Origin of the sequence: Shinella sp. WSC3-e, assembly GCF_945994535.1 — a bacterium.
GTDB lineage: Bacteria > Pseudomonadota > Alphaproteobacteria > Rhizobiales > Rhizobiaceae > Shinella > Shinella yambaruensis.
The window spans coordinates 2,887,866-2,906,672 of the sequence record NZ_OZ000530.1; the positions used below are offsets into that span (position 1 = coordinate 2,887,866).

General features: G+C 64.7%; 24 protein-coding genes and 1 other RNA gene. 5 read left to right on the forward strand and 20 right to left on the reverse strand.

Annotated features, from left to right (window positions below; translation table 11 throughout):
- Positions 1-135 precede the first annotated feature (135 nt).
- The 11 genes from tolB to ruvC all read right to left on the reverse strand — a co-directional run bounded on the left by tolB (position 136) and on the right by ruvC (position 8,523).
- Positions 136-1,440 carry a Tol-Pal system beta propeller repeat protein TolB gene (gene tolB / locus AABF56_RS14335; protein ID WP_244768342.1) on the reverse strand — a complete coding sequence of 435 codons (1,305 nt, stop codon included), beginning with the start codon at positions 1,438-1,440 and terminating at the stop codon, positions 136-138.
- A gap of 75 nt (positions 1,441-1,515) precedes the next feature.
- Positions 1,516-2,628, reverse strand: coding sequence for a hypothetical protein (locus tag AABF56_RS14340; protein WP_244768341.1), 1,113 nt, complete (start codon positions 2,626-2,628; stop codon positions 1,516-1,518).
- Positions 2,629-2,637: 9 nt separating this feature from the next.
- Entirely contained in the window at positions 2,638-3,090 is a 453-nt protein-coding gene (tolR, locus tag AABF56_RS14345; RefSeq protein ID WP_244768340.1) for a protein TolR, read from the reverse strand.
- Between the two features lie 26 nt (positions 3,091-3,116).
- Positions 3,117-3,833, reverse strand: a complete 717-nt coding sequence (tolQ, locus tag AABF56_RS14350; RefSeq protein WP_244768339.1) for a protein TolQ — start codon at positions 3,831-3,833, stop codon at positions 3,117-3,119.
- A gap of 314 nt (positions 3,834-4,147) precedes the next feature.
- Positions 4,148-4,618, reverse strand: coding sequence for a tol-pal system-associated acyl-CoA thioesterase (ybgC, locus tag AABF56_RS14355; RefSeq protein WP_272806438.1), 471 nt, complete (start codon positions 4,616-4,618; stop codon positions 4,148-4,150).
- A 66-nt stretch (positions 4,619-4,684) separates the two neighbouring features.
- Complete coding sequence (locus tag AABF56_RS14360; protein ID WP_272806439.1) at positions 4,685-5,587, reverse strand: metallophosphoesterase; 903 nt, start codon at positions 5,585-5,587, stop codon at positions 4,685-4,687.
- On the reverse strand, positions 5,588-6,628 hold the full coding sequence (gene ruvB / locus AABF56_RS14365; RefSeq protein ID WP_272806440.1) for a Holliday junction branch migration DNA helicase RuvB: 1,041 nt from the start codon (positions 6,626-6,628) through the stop codon (positions 5,588-5,590).
- Positions 6,629-6,668: 40 nt separating this feature from the next.
- Positions 6,669-7,286: a Holliday junction branch migration protein RuvA gene (gene ruvA / locus AABF56_RS14370; protein ID WP_064331120.1), complete on the reverse strand. Its 618-nt coding sequence runs from the start codon at positions 7,284-7,286 to the stop codon at positions 6,669-6,671.
- Positions 7,287-7,297: 11 nt separating this feature from the next.
- The gene (locus tag AABF56_RS14375; protein ID WP_272806441.1) at positions 7,298-7,714 is read right to left on the reverse strand and encodes a type II toxin-antitoxin system VapC family toxin; all 417 of its coding nucleotides are present in this window, start codon (positions 7,712-7,714) and stop codon (positions 7,298-7,300) included.
- Positions 7,695-7,955, reverse strand: coding sequence for an AbrB/MazE/SpoVT family DNA-binding domain-containing protein (locus AABF56_RS14380; protein WP_064331122.1), 261 nt, complete (start codon positions 7,953-7,955; stop codon positions 7,695-7,697). The genes AABF56_RS14375 and AABF56_RS14380 overlap by 20 nt, the downstream gene beginning before the upstream one ends.
- 55 nt (positions 7,956-8,010) lie before the next feature.
- The gene (gene ruvC / locus AABF56_RS14385; protein WP_272806442.1) at positions 8,011-8,523 is read right to left on the reverse strand and encodes a crossover junction endodeoxyribonuclease RuvC; all 513 of its coding nucleotides are present in this window, start codon (positions 8,521-8,523) and stop codon (positions 8,011-8,013) included.
- Between the two features lie 171 nt (positions 8,524-8,694).
- Between ruvC and AABF56_RS14390 the strand changes: the two genes are divergently transcribed.
- Complete coding sequence (locus AABF56_RS14390; protein ID WP_272806443.1) at positions 8,695-9,696, forward strand: LLM class flavin-dependent oxidoreductase; 1,002 nt, start codon at positions 8,695-8,697, stop codon at positions 9,694-9,696.
- Positions 9,697-9,901: 205 nt separating this feature from the next.
- Here the strand turns inward: AABF56_RS14390 and AABF56_RS14395 are convergent, their stop codons facing one another.
- The 3 genes from AABF56_RS14395 to AABF56_RS14405 form a co-directional block, all read right to left on the reverse strand.
- Positions 9,902-10,648: a YebC/PmpR family DNA-binding transcriptional regulator gene (locus tag AABF56_RS14395; RefSeq protein WP_272806444.1), complete on the reverse strand. Its 747-nt coding sequence runs from the start codon at positions 10,646-10,648 to the stop codon at positions 9,902-9,904.
- Between the two features lie 169 nt (positions 10,649-10,817).
- Positions 10,818-11,312 (reverse strand): hypothetical protein, encoded by a 495-nt coding sequence (locus tag AABF56_RS14400; RefSeq protein WP_272806445.1) that lies wholly within the window; start codon positions 11,310-11,312, stop codon positions 10,818-10,820.
- Positions 11,313-11,327: 15 nt separating this feature from the next.
- Positions 11,328-12,164 (reverse strand): MBL fold metallo-hydrolase, encoded by an 837-nt coding sequence (locus tag AABF56_RS14405; RefSeq protein ID WP_272806446.1) that lies wholly within the window; start codon positions 12,162-12,164, stop codon positions 11,328-11,330.
- A 166-nt stretch (positions 12,165-12,330) separates the two neighbouring features.
- Between AABF56_RS14405 and AABF56_RS14410 the strand changes: the two genes are divergently transcribed.
- Entirely contained in the window at positions 12,331-12,867 is a 537-nt protein-coding gene (locus AABF56_RS14410; protein WP_244768328.1) for a pyridoxamine 5'-phosphate oxidase family protein, read from the forward strand.
- Between the two features lie 97 nt (positions 12,868-12,964).
- Here the strand turns inward: AABF56_RS14410 and AABF56_RS14415 are convergent, their stop codons facing one another.
- A complete protein-coding gene (locus AABF56_RS14415) occupies positions 12,965-13,789 on the reverse strand; it encodes a TIGR00282 family metallophosphoesterase (RefSeq protein WP_244768327.1) in 825 nt (274 codons plus the stop codon).
- A gap of 9 nt (positions 13,790-13,798) precedes the next feature.
- Positions 13,799-14,383, reverse strand: a complete 585-nt coding sequence (locus tag AABF56_RS14420; RefSeq protein ID WP_272806447.1) for a 5-formyltetrahydrofolate cyclo-ligase — start codon at positions 14,381-14,383, stop codon at positions 13,799-13,801.
- Positions 14,384-14,602: 219 nt separating this feature from the next.
- On the opposite strand from AABF56_RS14420, the gene AABF56_RS14425 reads away from it, so the two are divergent.
- Positions 14,603-14,824, forward strand: a complete 222-nt coding sequence (locus tag AABF56_RS14425) for a LuxR C-terminal-related transcriptional regulator (protein ID WP_244768325.1) — start codon at positions 14,603-14,605, stop codon at positions 14,822-14,824.
- Between the two features lie 4 nt (positions 14,825-14,828).
- Here the strand turns inward: AABF56_RS14425 and AABF56_RS14430 are convergent, their stop codons facing one another.
- On the reverse strand, positions 14,829-15,815 hold the full coding sequence (locus AABF56_RS14430) for a sugar-binding transcriptional regulator (protein WP_272806448.1): 987 nt from the start codon (positions 15,813-15,815) through the stop codon (positions 14,829-14,831).
- Between the two features lie 289 nt (positions 15,816-16,104).
- Between AABF56_RS14430 and tal the strand changes: the two genes are divergently transcribed.
- Together tal and AABF56_RS14440 are read left to right on the forward strand one after the other, a co-directional pair.
- Positions 16,105-17,067 (forward strand): transaldolase, encoded by a 963-nt coding sequence (tal, locus tag AABF56_RS14435; RefSeq protein ID WP_272806449.1) that lies wholly within the window; start codon positions 16,105-16,107, stop codon positions 17,065-17,067.
- 154 nt (positions 17,068-17,221) lie between these two features.
- A complete protein-coding gene (locus AABF56_RS14440) occupies positions 17,222-17,629 on the forward strand; it encodes a hypothetical protein (RefSeq protein ID WP_272806450.1) in 408 nt (135 codons plus the stop codon).
- A 109-nt stretch (positions 17,630-17,738) separates the two neighbouring features.
- On the opposite strand, the gene ssrS is transcribed toward AABF56_RS14440, so the two are convergent.
- From ssrS to AABF56_RS14455, 3 genes are all read right to left on the reverse strand, one after another.
- Positions 17,739-17,897, reverse strand: a non-coding RNA gene (gene ssrS, locus AABF56_RS14445) — 6S RNA.
- Positions 17,898-17,947: 50 nt separating this feature from the next.
- Positions 17,948-18,319 carry a cell division protein ZapA gene (locus AABF56_RS14450; RefSeq protein WP_244768321.1) on the reverse strand — a complete coding sequence of 124 codons (372 nt, stop codon included), beginning with the start codon at positions 18,317-18,319 and terminating at the stop codon, positions 17,948-17,950.
- 23 nt (positions 18,320-18,342) lie between these two features.
- Positions 18,343-18,615 carry a DUF4164 domain-containing protein gene (locus AABF56_RS14455; protein ID WP_037408596.1) on the reverse strand — a complete coding sequence of 91 codons (273 nt, stop codon included), beginning with the start codon at positions 18,613-18,615 and terminating at the stop codon, positions 18,343-18,345.
- Between the last annotated feature and the right edge of the window lie 192 nt (positions 18,616-18,807).

Genomic DNA, 18,807 nt, shown 5'->3' on the forward strand with positions numbered 1-18,807 from the left:
GGTTAACGATTGCTTGTAAGACCGTCCCCGGCCCTCGGCATATCAAATGGAGACGGGCCTGCCGCGTCTCGCTGCCGCCTGATTTACAGGACTTTGCGGCAAGAACGCGGCAGGCCCGCCTTACGCGTGTCGATGCTATTCCAGAAGCGGCGACCAGGCCGGGTCGGAAGCAAAACCCTTCGTCTGCACGATCTGCTCGTTGTAGCCGGAAAGGTCGATCGAATAGATCTGCGGACCGCCGGCACCGGCGGCCTGGCGGAAGAACATCAGCACCCGTCCGTTCGGCGCCCAGGTCGGCCCCTCGTTGTGGAAGCCGGAGGTGAGGATGCGCTCGCCCGAACCGTCCGTCTTCATCACGCCGATCGAGAACTTGCCGCCCGACTGCTTGGTGAAGGCGATGAGGTCGCCGCGCGGCGACCAGACCGGGGTGGAATAGGAACCGTCGCCGAAGGAAATGCGGCGCTGGTTGGAGCCGTCGGCGCCCATCACGTAGAGCTGCGGCCTGCCGCCGCGGTCGCTCTCGAAGACGATCTGCGAGCCGTCCGGCGAGTAGGAGGGCGAGGTGTCGATCGCCGCCGTCGAGGTGAGTCGCGTCGTGGTGCGCGAGCGCAGGTCCATCGTGTAGATGTTGGAATTGCCTTCCTGCTGAAGGCTCATGATGACCTTCTGGCCATCCGGCGAGAAGCGCGGCGAGAAGGTCATGCCCGGGAAGTTGCCGACCACCTCGCGCTGCCCCGTCTCAAGCTGGAGCAGGTAGACGCGCGGCTGGTTGCCCTCGAAGGACATGTAGGTGATTTCCTGGCGGTTCGGCGAGAAGCGCGGCGTCAGGACCAGCTCGTTGGCGTTGGTGAGCGCGCGGGCGTTGAAGCCGTCCTGGTCCATGATGGCGAGCTGGCGCTTGCGGGCCGTCTTCGGGCCGCTTTCGGCGACATAGACGATGCGGGTGTCGAAATACCCCTTCTCGCCGGTCAGGCTCTCATAGATCGCGTCAGCGATGATGTGCGCGACGCGGCGCCAGTTTTCCGGCTGGGTATAGAACTGCTGGCCGGTGATCTGCTTGCCGGCGAAGGTGTCCCACAGGCGGAACTCGGCGCGCAGGCGCCCGTCACCCTCCTGCGTCACGCGGCCCGTCACGAGGGCCTGTGCATTGATGACCTTCCAGTCATCGAAGCGCGGCGCCTGGTCGGGATTGGATATCTTCTCGATGAAAGCCTGCTTGTTCACCGGCGCGAAGAGGCCGGAGCGCTTGAGGTCGGCCGCGATCACGTCGGTGACGCGCTGGCCGAGATCACCGCCGGCGATGAAATCGGTGACGGCGATCGGCAGCGGCTCGACATTGCCCTTGTTGATGTTGATTTCCACAAGCGCCCAGGCCTGCGGCAGGGACGCCGCAAGGCCGGTCAGCACGACCAGCAAACGGAGGAGAGTGCGTCTGAACATAAATCTAGGCCTTCCTAGTTTTATACCAAGTCTCGATGATAGGAACCCATAGGATCCTATCATCGAGACTTGGTATTACATCATCTGGCTGGGGTCGAAGTTCACGACGACTTCGCTCCAGGCATCATATTTTTCCGGGGGCAGGCCCTTGAAGGGCCGCGATTTCATGATGGCGCGGCGGGCGCCGCCGGCAAGCGCGCGGCGCGCGGTATCCGAACCGCCCGTCGCGACCACTTCCGGCTCGCCGATGATGTCGCCGTTCTGGTCGAGCTGCATCGTGACCTTGATGCGCACGTCGGCGGCATCGGCAAGGCCGGGGATGATCGACCAGTTGTTCTGGATCTGGCCGCGCAGCGCATCCATCTCGCTGAGCGACAGCTTGGTGCCGCTCGTCGTCTTCTTGCCGCCGAGCGCCGCCTGTTCCTGCGAGCGCTTCGCACCGCCGCCGGCCGCCTTTTCCTTGTTGAGGAGCGCGGAGATCTCGTCGGCGTTGAAGTCGCTGTCGTTCAGCGAGCTCGCCTTTTCCTGCTTCTTCTTCTGATCCTTCTTGCGGTCCGGCGTCTTGGCGGTCTCGGCCTTCGCCGTCTCCACCTTCTTCTCGGCCGGCTTTTCCGCGGTCTCCGCCTTCTTCGTCTCGAGCTTCGGCTTCATCTCGGGAAGCGGGATCCTGTCCGGCAGCGCCTCGGCATCCTCGACCTCGGCCGGCTTCTCCTCGGAAGGCGTCGCCTCGGGCTTCGGGTCGGGCTTGACCTCCTGCCTGGTCTCGGGAAGCGCCGCAACCTCGGTCGAGGGTTCGCTGGCAGGCTCTTCCTGCTTGACGTCCTCGACGGGTTTCGTGTCCGGCGTCTGCACGACCTTCTCGGCCTTTTCCGGCGCGGCGGCGGTCTCGATGTCGCGCGGCTTTTCCTCCGGCGTCGGCAGGTTCTTCAGGTCGACGTCGTTTTCGCCGGCATTTTCCGCGTTCTCGACCGGCGTTTCCTTCTTGGTCGGAATAGGCGCGGCCTTTTCCTTCATTTCGGCCTTCTTGTCGCCCTGCTGGATCTGCGTCAGCTCCTCGATCGACACGATATCGACCGGCATGGCCTCGACATTGGCGACGTCGAAGCTTTCAGGACTGCCGAGCGAAACCAGCGCCCAGGTGAGAACCAGGGAGTGGATGACGGCGGATGTGGCGAGGCTGCCCTTCATGGCGTGCGATCACCTGTCCGGTTTCTGCTCGGTGACGAGGCCGATATTGGTGAACCCGCCGGCCTGGATGCGCGACATCACGTCGGCGATGACGCCATAGGGCGCCGTGCCGTCGCCGCGCACGAAGACGCGCTCCGTATAGCCCGTGGTCGCCACGGCCTGGAGCTTTGCGGCAATCTCGTCGATCGGGATCGGCGTTTCCTGCAGGTAGACCTGGCCGTCCGCCTTGACGGAAACGGTGATCGGCTGCGTGTCGGCGTTGAGAGCCTTCGCCTGCGTCTTCGGCAGGTCGAGCGGCACGCCGACCGTCATCAGGGGCGCCGCCACCATGAAGATGATGAGCAGAACGAGCATGACGTCGACGAACGGCGTCACGTTGATCTCGCTCATCGGGGCCCTCTTGCCTCCGCCGCGACGGCGACGGCCACCGCCTGCATTTTTCGCTCCGACTGACATGCCCATGGCATCGTTCTCCGTCTAAAGGGCGGTCACTGCGCCGCGGCGCGCGGCTGCAGCTTCTCGTCGATCTGGCGCGACAGGATGGCGGAGAACTCGTCCGCGAAACCTTCCATGCGCGCCGTCAGCTTGCCGGCATCGGCAGAGAACTTGTTGTAGGCAATAACCGCCGGAATTGCGGCAAGAAGGCCGATGGCGGTGGCCAGAAGCGCTTCGGCAATGCCGGGCGCCACGACCGCAAGGCTCGTCTGCTTGGAACCGGCGATCGCCTGGAACGAGGTCATGATGCCGACGACCGTGCCGAACAGGCCGACGAATGGGGCGGCCGAACCGATGGTGGCGAGCGAGCCGAGCCGCGCCTCCAAGGTCTCCGATTCGCGCGAGAGCGTCACGTCCATTGCCCGGTCGATACGCATCTGCAGGCCGATCGGCGAACGAGCGCCGCGCTCGAAGCTCTTCTTCCATTCGCGCATCGCGGCGACGAAGATGGCGCTCATGCCCGAGGTCTGGCGGTCGGAGAGCGTGCGATACAGCTCCTCCAGCGACTGGCCCGACCAGAAGACCTGCTCGAAACTGTCGAGCTGGCGGCGCGCCTTCCCGTAGCTCACCGTCTTGTCGACGACGATGGCCCAGGTCCAGACGGACGCGGCAATGAGGCCGAGCATGACCAGCTTCACGACGAACCCGGCCTGCATGAAGAGACCCCAAAGGGTCACATTCGCCGCCGCTTCCAAACCCACTTGTTCCATAGACCTATGTCCCCGAATCCAGACACCCGGCACGGGCCTTTGCGGCTCGAACCGGGTAACATTCACGCCGTTGCGGTCTCCTGGGAGGTGGTTCCCGCATCGGCATTCACAAACATGGCGTCGCTCGGAAGGATTTACTCCGCACCCGCTCCGCATGTCCGTCAAGAATGTCCGGTTGATGCCGCCGGCCGCCATGCCGGTCAAACGCTTACAACCTGCCTTCTTGACGGCAATTTTGGTTAAAGGATGACGTGCAGTGCACAAAATCCTCATGAAGCGAGTAAGACATCATTATGGTTAAGAGAGTGTTACTGCTAATGCGCGCCGGCAACGCGCCCTGCCCTCGCAAGGAACCGCGCCGCCAGCCCCTCCGGCAGCCGCCGCGGCCGGCCCGCCGCATTGATGACGGCGATGATGACGCGTGCCGCGATCAGCAATTGCTCGCCCCTGCGGATTTCCTGGTTGAGGATCATCTTCGCCCCGCCGGCCTTTTCGGTGGCGGTGAGGATCGTCAGGATATCGTCCATGCGCGCAGGCAGCCGGAAGTCGATCTCCATGCGATGCACGACGAAGACCAGTCCCTCGCGGTCCTCTTCCAGAATGAGGCTGCCCTGTTCGATCCCGAGCAGCCGCAGGTAGTCCGTGCGCCCGCGCTCCAGGAAATGCAGGTAGCGGGCGTGATAGACGACGCCGGAGAAGTCCGTGTCCTCGTAATAGACCCGCTGCGCGAGCCGATGGCCCGCTTCGCTCAGTTCGCCTGAAAGATAGTGGTCGAAATCCGTCATGGCCCCGTCCGGCAAGAATTTCCGCCTCTCTCCCGCAAAGCGCCGGCAATTGCAAGGGTTTCACGCTCAGCCGAGTTCGACGACCATGATTTCCGGGGGTGAGCCGAAACGGATCGGCGCGATCGAGCAGCCGAGGCCGCCGGAGACGCAGAGGTGCCGACCGTCTTCGACGACATGACCGTAGGCATAGCGGTTGCCATAGGCGGAGGGAACCATGGGCGAGTAGCCGAAAAGGCGTACCTGCCCGCCATGCGTATGCCCCGAGAGTGTCAGGGAAACCCGGGGCGGCACCCGCGGGAAAACATCCGGCTCGTGCGCCATGAGGATGAGCGGCGCGTCGTCCGTCACCTGCGCGAGCGTTCCCGGCAGGTCATCCAGCCCGACGAAGCCGCCGCGATTCCATTGCCGGCCCGGCCGAAGCGCGATCTGGTCCTCGAGGCCGGCGAGCCAGAACGCGCCCGTCATTGTCTCGATCCGCACGGCCCGGTTGGAATAGACCGCGATGCCGGCCTCGCGAAGCATGCGATGGCTGAACGTTTCCCCGCCGCCGGCCGCCTGCGCTTCCAGGTCGTCCCACCAGTCGTGATTTCCAAGCACCGCGTGCACGCCGAGCGGAGCCTTCAGGATCGACAGCGCCGCGGCCCAATCGGCCGGCGGCACCTTGCCCCAGACGGCCCGCATGCTCGAAAGGTAGTCACCGAGCAGCAGGACGATATCGCCGCCGAGCGTGTTGGCATGTTCGCAGATGCCGCGGATGCGCGCAGCGCTCATCCAAGGCTCGCAGGCATGGATATCGGCAAGCGCGACGAGGCGCAGCGTCTGGCCCGTCGGCCAGCCGGGCGGCACGATCCGGTAGGTCACCGTGCGCAGCCGCAGCATCGGCTCGACGCCCACCGCATAGGCGGAGGAAGCGAACCCCGCGGCGATGAAGCCTCCAAAAGCCTTCAGCAAACCGCGGCGGGTGATCACTCAATCGTCCTCGGAAAACAGCCTGAACTGCGTCGCCTCCAGGTCTTTCGGCGGCGTCAGGCCCATATGTTTCCAGGCATTTACGGTTAAAACACGGCCGCGCGGCGTGCGCTGGATGAAACCCTGCTGGATCATGTAGGGCTCGATGATGTCCTCGATCGCGTCGCGCGGTTCGGAAAGCCCCGCCGCGATGGTCTCGATGCCGACAGGCCCGCCGCCGAAATTGTGCGCGATCATCGACAGATAGCGCCGGTCGAGCTGGTCGAGACCCATATTGTCGACCAGCAGCCGCGTCAGCGCCTCGTCGGCGATCTTTTGCGTCACCGCCTCGGCCCGCGCCACTTCGGCGAAATCGCGCACGCGGCGGAGCAGCCGGCCGGCGATGCGCGGCGTGCCCCGCGCGCGCCGCGCGATCTCGCGCGCGCCCTCTTCCGTCATGCCGAGGCCCATCAACCGCGCACCGCGGCGCACGATCAATTCCAGTTCCTCGGCGGTGTAGAAGTTCAGCCGCACCGGGATGCCGAAGCGGTCGCGCAGCGGCGTGGTGAGGAGGCCGAGCCGCGTGGTGGCGGCGACGAGGGTGAATTTCGACAGGTCGATCTTCACCGAGCGGGCAGCCGGGCCTTCGCCGATGATGAGGTCGAGCTGGAAATCCTCCATGGCCGGATAGAGGATTTCCTCGACGGCCGGGTTGAGACGATGGATCTCGTCGATGAAAAGCACGTCGCGCTCTTCGAGATTGGTGAGCAGCGCCGCAAGGTCGCCGGCCTTCGCGATGACGGGACCGGAGGTCGAGCGGAAATTGACGCCGAGCTCCTTCGCCATGATCTGCGCCAGCGTCGTCTTGCCGAGGCCGGGCGGCCCGACGAACAGCACATGGTCGAGCGCCTCGCCGCGGTTCTTCGCCGCCTCGATGAAGATCTTCAGGTTGGCGCGCGCCTCCGCCTGGCCGGTGAAATCGTCCAGCGTCTGCGGCCGCAAGGCGGTATCGATGTCCTCGCCGCGCTTTTCCGGCGAAAGCAGTCTGTTCTCGTCGTTCATGAGCGCCTAATCCCATTGTCGGCCAAGGAAGGCAACCGCATCACCGCGACAATTCCTTGAGGCCGAGGCGGATGAGCTTGGCGCTGTCGGCCCCCTCCCCGCCATTCTTCAGCGCCGCCGCGACCGCATTGGCCGCCTGGTCGCGCGAATAGCCGAGATTGGTCAGCGCCGAGACGGCATCGGAAACCGGCGCGGAGGCGACGCCCTCGCCGAGCTCCTGCTTGAGCCCGATCGAGGCGGACGCCTCCCCCGCGAAGGCCGGCGCCTTGTTGCGCAGTTCCGTGATGATGCGCACCGCCACCTTCGGCCCGACGCCCGGCGCGCGCGAAACCGCCGTCTTGTCCTGCAGCGCGATGGCGTTGGCGAGTTCCCCTGGCGTCAGGGTCGAGAGAACGGCCAGCGCCACCTTGGAGCCGACGCCTTGCACGCTCTGCAGCAGCCGGAACCACTCCCGCTCCAGCGCCGTCAGGAAGCCGAACAGCCTGAACTGGTCCTCCCGCACATAGGTCTCGATGAACAGCACCGCCGCCTCGCCGCTCGAACCGAGCTTGCCGAGCGTGCGCGCCGAGCAGAAGGCGACGTAACCGACGCCGTGCACGTCGACGACCACATGGTCCTCGCCGATCTCGTCGATTGTGCCCTTGAGTTTGCCGATCATGAGAAAATCCGTCAGGGATGGGTTTCGGGGGAGATGATGTCGAGCGCGGGGAAATAGCTGCGATAGCGCGCGGCATCGCGGGTGAGCAGGCGATGGCCCCGCGCTTCCGCCTGCGCGCCGACCAGGAAATCGGGAAGCGTGCGCTCGCGCAACCCGCCAGCCCGGCGATAGGCATAATGTGCCTTGCCTGCGGCGAAGGCGGCTTCGTAGGACAGAGGTTCGCGCCGCATGCGCAGCCAGCCGAAGGCGAGGTTGAGTTCCAGTTCGCTGAGCGGCGAGGTCGCAAGCTCCGACCAGACGATGGGATTGAGGACCAGTTCCCCCTCTTCCAAGCATCGCTTCAGCGCGTTGAAGGACCAGTCCCGCTGTGGCCGATCCGGGCCCACCATGTCGATGAGGATATTCGTATCAACGACGGTCGAGGTCATCACGCGGCCCCCGCAGCCATTCGAAATATTCGTCCGGCGTCATGCCGTCCAGATCCCAGGTGCCCTGGACACTGGCCGCCCAGGCTTCGAAATCATCAAAGCCGGGTTTGCCGTCGCCAACCTTGACGAGCATCACACCTTCATCCGACACGACGAAATCCACTTCCGAGCCAGGCTCGATGGCAAGCCGGTCGCGGATGGGTTTGGGGATCGTCACCTGGCCTTTTTCCGTCACGCGCATAGTAATACCTCCGAGGTATTACTTAACGGCCAGACCGGAACAAGTCAAGAACAAATCAGCCCGCGAGTTTGGCGAGGCGACCGGAAAGCCCTTGGCGGTTGTGGGCGTGGCAGATGGCGATGGCGAGCGCGTCGGCAGCGTCGTTGCCGGTGAAGGTCGCCTTCGGCATCAGCACCTTCAGCATCATGTGGATCTGCTGCTTTTCACCGTGCCCGACGCCGATGACGGCCTTCTTCACCGCGTTCGGCGCATATTCCGCCACGCGCAGGCCCGCGCGCGCCGGTACCAGCATGGCGATGCCGCGCGCCTGGCCGAGTTTCAGGGTCGCCGTCGCATCCTTGTTGACGAAGGTCTGCTCCACGGCGGCCTCGTGCGGCTGATAGCCGTGCACGACCTCCGAAAGGCCGTCATGCAGCTGGCAGAGGCGGGAGGCAAGGTCCATGTCGCCATCGGAGGTCACGGTGCCGGACGCAACGAAGCGCAACGAATTGCCGAGCGTCTCGATGATGCCCCAGCCGGTGCGGCGAAGCCCCGGATCGATGCCGATGATGCGAATCGTTTCCTGCATGGCGAAACCCTAATCCCGTCGGCCGGACCCTGCCAGCGAAATGTGAACAAAACAAAAACAGACCGGCAATTCCATCCGGCGCCGCGAAAACCCTCGGGCCATCGCTTGGATTTCACGAAACTGAACCTACATGGGAGCACAATCAAATCCGCTTACAAAGAGGCCGCGGCCATGGTGCCCTTCTCCATCCTCGATCTTTCCCCGATCATCGAAGGCGGCACCGTCGCCCAGTCGCTCGAGAACTCCCGGCGCCTCGCGCAGGAAGCCGAAGCGCACGGCTACAAGCGCTTCTGGCTCGCCGAGCACCACGGCATGCGCGGCATCGCCAGCGCCGCCACGTCTCTGGTCATCCAGCACGTCGCCGCAGGCACGGAAAAGATCCGCGTCGGCTCCGGCGGCATCATGCTGCCGAACCATTCACCGCTCGTCATCGCCGAACAGTTCGGCACGCTCGCCGCGCTCTTTCCGGATCGCATCGATCTCGGCCTTGGCCGTGCGCCCGGCACCGACATGCGCACCGCGCAGGCGCTCCGCCGCAACCTCGACAGCGCCGCCAACAACTTCCCGCAGGACGTCGTCGAGCTGATGCAGCTGATGGGGCCGGCAAGCCCCGCGCAGAAGGTCATCGCCATTCCCGGCGCGGACAGCAACGTGCCGGTCTGGCTGCTCGGCTCCAGCCATTATTCGGCGCATCTTGCCGGCATGCTGGGCCTACCCTTCGCCTTCGCCTCGCATTTCGCACCGGACATGCTGCTGACGGCACTCGAAATCTACCGCGAGCGCTTCGAGCCCTCGCAGCACCTCGACAAGCCGCATGTCATGGTCGGCGTGATGGGCGCGGCCGCCGATACGGACGCGGAGGCCGATTATCTCTTCACGTCCATGCAGCAATCCTTCGTGCGCCTGCGCCGCGGCACGCCCGGAGCGTTTCCGCCCCCGGTCGACGATATGGACCCGCATTGGAGCGGCGAGGAGCGCATCATGGTCGGGCACACGCTGCAATATGCGGTGGTCGGCGGGCCGGAGACGATCAGGCGCCGCATCGCCGATTTCCTAGCGCTGACCGGGGCGGACGAACTGATCGTGTCGATGCCGGTCTACGACATGGAGGCGCGGCTGAAATCGGTGCGGCTCTTCGCCGAGGCGCGGGAGGCGCTGGCTGAGGCGGTATAAGGGGAGAGCGTGGCGTAAAACCGCCCCTCATCCGCCTGCCGGCACCTTCTCCCCGCAAGCGGGGAGAAGGAAGGGATGCCCCCCCTTTTCCAAGACAAATAGGTATCGCGTTTGAGGAAAGCCCAGCGGCTTGTCCCTTCTCCCCGCCTGCGGGGAGAAGGTGGCCGGCAGGCCGGATGAGGAGCAGCCGCGATTTCCTGTCTCGTCAAGCCGAAAGCTTGGCCATCACCTCGTCGGAGACCTCGAAGTTCGAATAGACGTTCTGCACGTCGTCGTCGTCTTCCAGCGTGTCGATGAGCTTCATCAGCGACTGCGCCTTCTCCTCGTCGACCGGCACCGTGTTCTGCGCCTTCCAGATCGCCTTGACCGTCTCGGCTTCGCCGAGCTTGTCTTCCAGCGCCTTGGAGACCTCGCCGATATCCTCGAAGCCGCAGATGATCGTGTGGCCGTCCTCGTCGGTCGTCACGTCCTCGGCCCCGGCCTCGATGGCAGCTTCCATGACGGCGTCCGCGTCACCGGCCGACAGCTTGTAGGTGATCTCGCCGACGCGATCGAAGGAGAAGGAGACCGAGCCGGTTTCGCCGAGCGCGCCGCCGGCCTTGGAGAAGGTCGAGCGGACGGAGGAGGCGGTGCGGTTGCGGTTGTCGGTCAACGCCTCGACGATGACGGCGACGCCGCCCGGGCCGTAACCCTCGTAGCGGACTTCCTCGTAGTTCTCGCTGTCTGCGCCGGACGCCTTCTTGATGGCGCGCTCGATATTGTCCTTCGGCATGGACTGCGCCTTGGCGTTCTGGATCGCCAGGCGCAGGCGGGCGTTCATCGCCGGGTCGGGCAGGCCCGTCTTTGCCGCAACCGTGATTTCACGGGCGAGCTTGGAGAACATTTTCGACCGCACGGCGTCCTGCCGACCCTTGCGGTGCATGATATTCTTGAACTGTGAATGGCCAGCCATGGCACCCCTGTCTCATCTGTTCGGCGCCCGTTTCTTTGGTCGCCGGCTGTGTGCGGAGCGTGTCGCCGCGGTAAAGCGTCGCCCTGCCGCCCCGATTTTCGGAATGCCGCCTTATAATTTCATTGCCGCCGCACGTCCAGCAGTCCGGCGAACAAAGCGACGGCCGGTTTCAGTCGGCGCGCAGGCGGGCACGGCTCAAGAGGAAGGAATGACCGTCATTGCGCTCGCAGGTCAGCCCCGTGCGCTCCGAATAGCAGGTGAAGGGGCCGGCCGACCAGGTTTCTCCATAGGGTATGGTCCTGTCGCCGCCGCAGCATCCCTGGTCGCCGACATTGGTGCGCACCACCGCCTTGCCGCTCCGGCCTAGCGTCGCGCGCACATATTTCGGCTCCACCCGGTCGCAGGAGAGTTCCGGACCGCCATCGGCCGGCTGGTAGGTCTCCGTGCCGCCCTCGGGAATGTAGATGCAGCCGATATTGCCGGACGGCATGACGAAACTTTGCGCCACGCCGAAGGTGCGTGTGGGCAGCTTTTCCACCGGCTGGGTCACGATCTCCCGCGGCTGACCCGACTCCGCGCCGGGACCGCCCGGCGTCGGCGCGCTGCTTGCGAAGGCAAGGGCGGAGGAGAGCAGGACGGCGGGCACGGCAAGAAGGAAACGCATGAAAAACTCCGGGCATCAGACGCCGGAGAGAATATGAATCGTCGGCCGCTTGGGCAAGTTGCGGATCGACACTGTGACCGTCGCATCGTCATCGGTCACCGCGTCGAAGCCCTCGCCGAACATGGAGAGGAACTGGCTGATCGGCGGCCCGCGGCGGTGCATCGGCAGGATCAGCGCCGAGCGCAGGCGCTGCACGACACGGCTCATGCTCTCCGCGCCCATGGTCAGCCCGCCATCCACCGGCACCATCAACACGTCGAGCCGGCCGATCTCGGCATATTGCTTCTCCGTCAGCTCATGATGCAGGTGGCCGAGATGGCCGATGCACAGGCCCGCCACCTCGAAGATGAAGATGGAATTGCCGTTCGGCTCCATCGCCCCGCCCCAGCCGCGGATATCGGTCGGCACGTTGCGGATATAGGTGTCGCCCACCACGACATCATGGTCCGCGCCCTTCTCCGAACCGTCCTGCCAGCCGTGCAGCACATATTCGATGCCCGGCTCCGGGTTCGTCGTGTAGTGGCTGGAATGCGCCTTGTTCATCGTCACCACGGTCGGCAGCGCCGGCGGCTTGTACCAGCCGTTATAGTCCGTCGCGATCTTCACGCCGCCCGGCGTCTCGATGAAGAAGGTCGAATGGCCGACATAGGTGATGCGCACCTCCTCGTTCGCCTTCGCCTGAGCCCGCAAGGCGGCGCTTGCCGAAAAACTGGCGAAGGTGACGGCGGGAAGCGAGCGCGCGATCATCTGGCACTGGCTGACCGGCGTTTCGGCCTGCGCGAGCGAGGCCCGCGGAGCGGCGAAGACCGCAAGGACGGCAAGGATCAACGGAATGAGCAGGAGATGCGGCATGGGCGGCTCCGTTCATTGGTCGGCGCGACTATGCGCCCGCGGGGCCGATGGGTCGAGATTGTGCGGCGGGCCGGCCGATCACAATCCGTTGAGCGCTTGTTGAGCGGAACCTTGCCCGCCGCCTCACGTTCCCCGTCCATCAATCCAACGATTGCGAGGAGCAACCATGTCCAACCTCACCCAGGCACGCGAAAACCCGAAGGAGCAGCTTTTCGACGAGATCGACAGGATCCATGCCGGCATGCTCGGCGTCGACGGAAGCCACATGCACATGCAGCCGATGGCCCCGCAGCTCGACCGCCAGACCGCAACGATCTGGTTCTTCACCAAGACCGATGCGGAGATCGTCGAGGCGATTTCACCGGGCGCCCGCGCCCATTTCTGCGTGGTCGGCAAGGACCATGACTATCATGCCTGCCTTGCGGGCCGCATCTCCGTGCGCAAGGATCCGATCAAGGTCGACGAATACTGGAGCTCCATCGTCGAAGCCTGGTTCGACCATGGCAAGGACGACCCGAAGCTCACCATGCTGGCGCTGGAGATCGAGGACGCGGAAGTCTGGGCCTCGACGGGCAGCAAGCTGAAATTCGGCTGGGAGATCGCCAAGGCCAACTTCAACCCGGACGAGGAGCCGGATGTCGGCGTGAAGGCACACCTGACCTTCACCGACGGCTCGGCCGATCACCTGCGCCACATGATCTGACGTCAGAGCGTTTCCGCTTTTCCGGCGAAAACACTCAACCTTTTGTTTTGTCGCAATTCCGGACGCAAAACCGCTTCGCACTTTTGCTGGAATTTCTCTAGGTCCAGAAATCCGGCAGGGTTTCGGCAAGGCGCGGGCCGAGGCGAAGCGGCGCGATCTTTTCGGCAAGGCCGGTGCGATCGGAGATATCGACCGCCAGGCCGCAGATCGTCGCCGGCCCGGAGGCCGCCTCGAAGCGGCCTTTCGGCATCTTTGAGATGAAGCGGTTGAGCGGCTCCTCCTTCTCCATGCCGAGGGAGGAATCGTAGTCGCCGCACATGCCGGCATCCGACATGTAGCCGGTGCCGCCGTTGAGGATCTGGCAATCGGCGGTCGGCACATGGGTGTGCGTGCCGACGACGACGCTGGCGCGGCCATCGACGAAATGACCGAAGCACTGCTTCTCGCTGGTCGCCTCCGCGTGGAAATCGAAGATCACGGCGTCGGCTTGCTCGCCGAGCGGGCAGGAGGCGAGGATCGTCTCGCCCGCGGTGAAGGGGTCGTCGAGTTCCGGATGCATGAAGACCCGGCCCATGATGTTGGCGACGAGCACGCGCGCGCCGTTCCGCGCAATGAAGAGATTGGCGCCGCGGCCGGGCGTGCCGGCGGGATAGTTGGCGGGGCGCAGGAACTGGTCGTGCCGGCTGGCGAAGGTCACGGCCTCCTTTTGGTCCCAGACGTGGTTGCCGGTCGTCACGACGTCCGCGCCGGCATTGATCGTCTCGAGGAAGATGTCTTCCGTGATGCCGAAGCCGCCGGCCGCGTTCTCCCCGTTGACGACGACGAAATCCAGCTTGAGATCGCTGATCAGCCCCGGCAGGCGCTGCCAGACGGCGGTCCGCCCGGTCTTGCCCACCATGTCGCCGAGAAAGAGAAAACGCATCGAAGAACCTTATGAAACCTGTTGGAACAAACGAAGGCCGCTTTCGGTGAGGATCGCGTCCAGCGCGACGTCGTGCGGCTCCGCGGGTACTGATGCCACTTCCTGGCAATCGAAAGCAATGCCGATCAGCCTCGGCACACGGCCTTTTGCCTTGAGGCGATCGATCGCCCGGTCATAGTGGCCGGCGCCGTAGCCGATGCGGTGGCCTGCCCGGTCGAAGGCGGAGAGCGGCACGAGGAGGATATCGGGATCGAGCACCGCCGCGTCCGGCCCCGGCCCGGTCGTGCCGAAGCCGGTCTTGACCACCGGCGCGCCGACGGCCAGTTCCCGGAAGATGATCGTCTCGCGGTCGAGCACGACGGGAAGGCAAAGCCGCGCCCCGCGCGTGCGAAGATGCGCCATCAGCGGGCGGATATCGGCCTCCGAACGGATCGGCCAGAAACCCGAAATCACCGTGCCAGGCGCAAATGCGATGCAGTCGCCCGCAAGCTCCACCATGGCAAGGCTGCCCTCGATACGCGCCTCGGGCGCCATGGCATCGCGCAGCGCCAGCCGCTCGTTGCGGATCGCCGCCTTCTGTTCCTTCGGTGTCACTGTCGTCTCCAGCCTTGCTGCGCGTGGCTTACCAGCTAGCAGCGCCGGAAGGCAAATCCCCATCCCGGTTGCGACGGCGGGACGTCGCAGAAGCCGACTGGCACGCGGGAAAGGCGGCTGTGCCACATCGGGACAAGGCGGCGAAAAGCCGGGCCGGCCCGTTAAGCATTGGGACAGCTTGTGCTTTCGGCGGCAGGCTGCAGCGTTTAAGCGGGGCGCATGTCCTCGGAAAATGATCTTTCCCCCCTCCCCGAGCTGACCGAGATCGAAAAGCGGTGCCTAGAACTTGCCGCCAACGGCAGGACGCCGGCCGATATCGTGCTCGAAACCGACATCGCCATGACGCGCGTGACGGACGCCATGCGCAGCGCCATCGAAAAGCTCGGCGCCCGCAACATCACCGGCGCGATCACCCGCGCCGTCCGCCTCAGGCTGATCTAGGGCCCTATGCGGCGGCGGAAGCCTCCGCCAGCCGCAGCATGGCGAGCGCCGCCCCCTCGTCGGTGATCAGCGTGTTGCAGCCGACCCTGCGGATGGTGGCGCGGATCGCCGGCGCGCGATGCGCGCCGCCCGAGACGAGCACGATGTGACGCGCCTTGCTGACCGTGTCGAGGTCGATGGACATGACCCGGTGGCGGATCGGGTGGTCGATCGTATGGCCCTCGGCGTCGAGGAAATTGCACATCGTATCGCAGACGCAGCCGGCCGCGATCAGCTCCTCCAGCTCGTGGCGGGCGATGAAATCGCGCGAGAGCGAGCTAGAGCGCGGGCCGATGTCGCCGCAGCTGACGACGGCGATATCCATGTTCTCCGCCAGTTCGAACAGCATCTTCAGGCCGCATTTCTCGATGAGGCTGCGCTTGGTCTCCCGCGAATCGACGAGCAGCGGCGCCAGGAACAGGTAGCACTCCGCGCCGAGCTGGCTCGCCAGCCGCCAGGTGTATTCGATCGGGTTGATATGGTGCGCCTCGACGACCCCGCCGAGCAGCGAGACGACCTTCACCCGTTCGCGCCGCGCCGGACGGAAGCTGGCGAGCGAGGCGGTGAGCGTACGTCCCCAGCCGACGCCGATCGTGCAATCGTCCGGGATCGCCTCGGTGAGAAACTGGCCGAGCGCGAGGCCCACGCCCTTGGCGGTCGCCTCGGCGCTGTCGGCCGCCGGCACCACCACGGCCTCGTCGAGCCCATAGGCCTTCTCCAGCCGCACGGCGAGCTCGACGCAATCGGCGACACCCTCGTTGATCCAGATCTGCACCTCGGAGCGCTTCAGCGCCTCGTCCAGCATGCGGATGACCGTGGTGCGGCTGACGCCGATCTTCTCCGCCACGTCCTTCTGGGTGAGGCCTTGGTTGTAATAGAGCCAGGCCGCCCGCAGGCGCAGTGCCGCCGATTCCGAATAGGCCGTATGTGTGTCGCGCCGGAGCCTTGCCACGTCGCCTCCATCTTTCTCTGCAATATTCGATCGCACCATAACACAGGAAACAAAAAATGCGACATATGTTCAAGAGATTGATCAAAAGTGCTTGACTTTTCCCCGCGGAAGCGATGATAGTCCGCGTCATATCGGCTGGCGGCATTCCGTCGGCGGATTGGTTGTGCCGGCCCGCACGGCGACTGAAACAGGAAGCACGGTCGCCGCGCGCGCTATCACAGGAACATGGAGGAGGGCCCGAGCGTTCCAGCGCCCGGCGGCCCAGCAACAACCATTCGGGATTTCGGATATGACGTCCAAGCTTGAACAACTTCGTGCGATGACGACCGTCGTGGCAGACACCGGCGACATCGAAGCCGTGCGCCGCCTGAAGCCGGTCGATTGCACCACCAACCCCACGATCGTCCTGAAGGCACTCGGCACGCCGATGTTCGCCGACACCGTCACGGAAGCCATCCGCTGGGGCCAGTCGCAGGGCGGCAACCGCGAGGGCGTCGTCTCGGCCGTGGCCGACCGCCTTGCCATCTCCGTCGGCGCGGCGCTTGCCGAACTCGTGCCCGGCCGCGTCTCGACCGAAGTCGACGCCGACCTCTCCTTCGACACCGAAGCCTCCATCGCCAAGGGCCGCGAAATCATCAAGGCCTATGAGGCGCGTGGCATCACCCGCGACCGCATCCTCATCAAGCTCGCCTCCACCTGGGAAGGCATCCGCGCCGCGGAAGTCCTCCAGAAGGACGGCATCGACTGCAACCTGACGCTGCTCTTCAACAAGGCGCAGGCCATCGCCTGCGCCGATGCCGGCGTCTTCCTCATCTCGCCCTTCGTCGGCCGCATCCTCGACTGGCACGTCAAGGCCAGCGGCAAGACCTTCACGGCGGAAGAGGATCCGGGCGTGCTCTCCGTCCGCGCCATCTACGACTACTACAAGTCTAACGGCATCGACACGATCGTCATGGGCGCCTCCTTCCGCAACACCGGCGAGATCGAAGCCCTTGCCGGCTGCGACCGCCTGACGATCAGCCCGGCACTGCTCGAAGAGCTCGACGCCGCCGAAGGCACGCTGGAGCGCAAGCTCTCGCCGGAAAAGGTCGCCAGGGTCTCGCCGATCAAGATCGACGAGAAGGCCTTCCGCTGGATGCTGAACGAAGACGCCATGGCGACCGAAAAGCTCTCCGAAGGCATCCGCGCCTTCGCCAAGGACCTCGGCAGCCTGCGCGCCATGATCGACAAGGAACTGAAGGCGGCTGCTTGAGGCCTGTCAAGAAGCACTGCCCTTCCGTCATGAAGGCCGCCCTCGGGGCGGCCTTTCTTTTGTGCCTTAACCATAGATCGACAAACACGCTGGAGGGACTCGCGAAGCCACCGTCACACGCCTAGATTACACCGAGGCGAGACGACGAAAGGACTTGGGCATGCGGCGTTTTCTGGTGGCGGCAGCCTTATTCTGCATATCGGGATTTGCCGCGCCTGTGGCCGCCGAAGACGCCTTCCACGGCGAGTGGCAGCAGATCGCCTCGAATGCGGGTGAATGCCCGAGCTGCCGCATCACCATTCGCCAAAACGGCGCCTCCCTCCAGATCATCGCCAACAACGACTGGACGGCACTTGCGGAGACCGGCGATCGTGACACCGCAAGCGGTGCCGGATTCTGGAAACGGGGAACGCGGAAGACCTATTCCGGAAAGACGTTCAACATCCGCATGCGCCTGAACACGGACGACGAGCTTCTGATGAAGATGAGGATCGAGCCGATCCAGGGGAAAAGCCGCACAATCCAGGGCGTGTTCAAGCGCATCGAACGGCTGGCAATCTAAAGCGCGCCGCGATCTTTCAGATTCGCTCCTTGCGCTTTAGCTCCCTGTTTTTTCGCATGTCGTTGCCGCAAAACCGCTGCGCACTTTTGCGCAACATGCTTTAGAACAAGCACGATCCGCGACGACCGATGGAGAGTTACGATCCTGGGTGCCTACAAACGTAGGTGGGCACCGTGTGACCAAGCCCACGGGCCGGGTCAGGGACAGCTCCCTTTGGATCGAGTATGGCCCCAGGGATTGTGGTTCCTGTCGGGAAGCGCAGATCGCATCCGATATATAGGCGCAAACCGGCGTCTTCGCCAGTGGCAATTCTGCCGCTCAGTTGACCGGCGGCTTGCCGGACAGTTTCGCAGCCATGCCCTGGATCTGGCTGGTCAGCTCACCGAGCGCCTGGGCGATCGCATCCTCGTTGCGGGAAACCTCGCTCATCACGCCTTCGCGGCCCTTGCGCAGGTCCTCGGTCTCCGCCTCCAGCTTGGTCAGCCGGCGCCTGACGTCGTTGAGCTCGTCCATGACCATGATGCCGGCCATGACGGTCAGGCGCAGGTCGCCGATCTCGCCGAACTGGCTCTTCAGGTGCCCGACATATTGATCGAAGCCGGAGGCGAGCTCTTCGAGATGCGCCTCCTGGCCCTCTTCGCAGGCCATGCGATAGGCCTTGCCATCGATCTGTACGGTTACCTGTGCCATGCGGATTTTCCTGATTGCGGGGACTAGCGGTCGAGCACGGCCCGGATGGTTTCCATGGCCGTGACGAGCCGCCGGGAGACCTCGCGGTTGACCTCCTCCAGGCGATTTGCACGGAATTCGGACTGGTCGAGCTCTTGGGCGAGCCGCGAGCGGTCGGCATTCACCCGCCGCACCTCGCCTTCGACCTCGCCATGGTCGCGCTCGCGGTCGAAGCGCATGTCGAGCGCATTGTCGAGGCTGAGTATCGCCCTGCGAAGTTCCTCGATCGCCGCCCTGACTGTTTCCCCGTTCGTCATAAAGCCTTCACCGGCACTCTCAAAAAACGCGAATCGCCGCCGCCAGCGCCGGTTCTCTTGCGTTGACAGTATTCAACTGCGGGCCCGAGCGTCAACAGCGCGGCCGTGCACGCGGGAAAGCCCCTGTGGATCAGCGTTCCCGCAGGGAGCGCAAGCCCCCTCCCGCACCCTTTCGAAAACGCTAAAAAAGCC

What these genes read in the sequence shown, in the direction of transcription:
- ruvA (WP_064331120.1), bottom strand. Translation starts at nt 7,286, where the DNA reads ATGATCGGCAAACTCAAGGGCACAATCGACGAGATCGGCGAGGACCAT.
- ruvB (WP_272806440.1), bottom strand. Translation starts at nt 6,628, where the DNA reads ATGAACGACGAGAACAGACTGCTTTCGCCGGAAAAGCGCGGCGAGGAC.
- AABF56_RS14450 (WP_244768321.1), bottom strand. Translation starts at nt 18,319, where the DNA reads ATGGCACAGGTAACCGTACAGATCGATGGCAAGGCCTATCGCATGGCC.
- AABF56_RS14390 (WP_272806443.1), top strand. Translation starts at nt 8,695, where the DNA reads ATGGTGCCCTTCTCCATCCTCGATCTTTCCCCGATCATCGAAGGCGGC.
- AABF56_RS14340 (WP_244768341.1), bottom strand. Translation starts at nt 2,628, where the DNA reads ATGAAGGGCAGCCTCGCCACATCCGCCGTCATCCACTCCCTGGTTCTC.
- AABF56_RS14415 (WP_244768327.1), bottom strand. Translation starts at nt 13,789, where the DNA reads ATGCGTTTTCTCTTTCTCGGCGACATGGTGGGCAAGACCGGGCGGACC.
- AABF56_RS14405 (WP_272806446.1), bottom strand. Translation starts at nt 12,164, where the DNA reads ATGCCGCATCTCCTGCTCATTCCGTTGATCCTTGCCGTCCTTGCGGTC.
- ybgC (WP_272806438.1), bottom strand. Translation starts at nt 4,618, where the DNA reads ATGACGGATTTCGACCACTATCTTTCAGGCGAACTGAGCGAAGCGGGC.
- AABF56_RS14410 (WP_244768328.1), top strand. Translation starts at nt 12,331, where the DNA reads ATGTCCAACCTCACCCAGGCACGCGAAAACCCGAAGGAGCAGCTTTTC.
- AABF56_RS14400 (WP_272806445.1), bottom strand. Translation starts at nt 11,312, where the DNA reads ATGCGTTTCCTTCTTGCCGTGCCCGCCGTCCTGCTCTCCTCCGCCCTT.
- ruvC (WP_272806442.1), bottom strand. Translation starts at nt 8,523, where the DNA reads ATGCAGGAAACGATTCGCATCATCGGCATCGATCCGGGGCTTCGCCGC.
- tolB (WP_244768342.1), bottom strand. Translation starts at nt 1,440, where the DNA reads ATGTTCAGACGCACTCTCCTCCGTTTGCTGGTCGTGCTGACCGGCCTT.
- tolQ (WP_244768339.1), bottom strand. Translation starts at nt 3,833, where the DNA reads ATGGAACAAGTGGGTTTGGAAGCGGCGGCGAATGTGACCCTTTGGGGT.
- AABF56_RS14455 (WP_037408596.1), bottom strand. Translation starts at nt 18,615, where the DNA reads ATGACGAACGGGGAAACAGTCAGGGCGGCGATCGAGGAACTTCGCAGG.
- AABF56_RS14425 (WP_244768325.1), top strand. Translation starts at nt 14,603, where the DNA reads ATGTCCTCGGAAAATGATCTTTCCCCCCTCCCCGAGCTGACCGAGATC.
- tal (WP_272806449.1), top strand. Translation starts at nt 16,105, where the DNA reads ATGACGTCCAAGCTTGAACAACTTCGTGCGATGACGACCGTCGTGGCA.
- AABF56_RS14375 (WP_272806441.1), bottom strand. Translation starts at nt 7,714, where the DNA reads ATGACCTCGACCGTCGTTGATACGAATATCCTCATCGACATGGTGGGC.
- tolR (WP_244768340.1), bottom strand. Translation starts at nt 3,090, where the DNA reads ATGGGCATGTCAGTCGGAGCGAAAAATGCAGGCGGTGGCCGTCGCCGT.
- AABF56_RS14380 (WP_064331122.1), bottom strand. Translation starts at nt 7,955, where the DNA reads ATGCGCGTGACGGAAAAAGGCCAGGTGACGATCCCCAAACCCATCCGC.
- AABF56_RS14395 (WP_272806444.1), bottom strand. Translation starts at nt 10,648, where the DNA reads ATGGCTGGCCATTCACAGTTCAAGAATATCATGCACCGCAAGGGTCGG.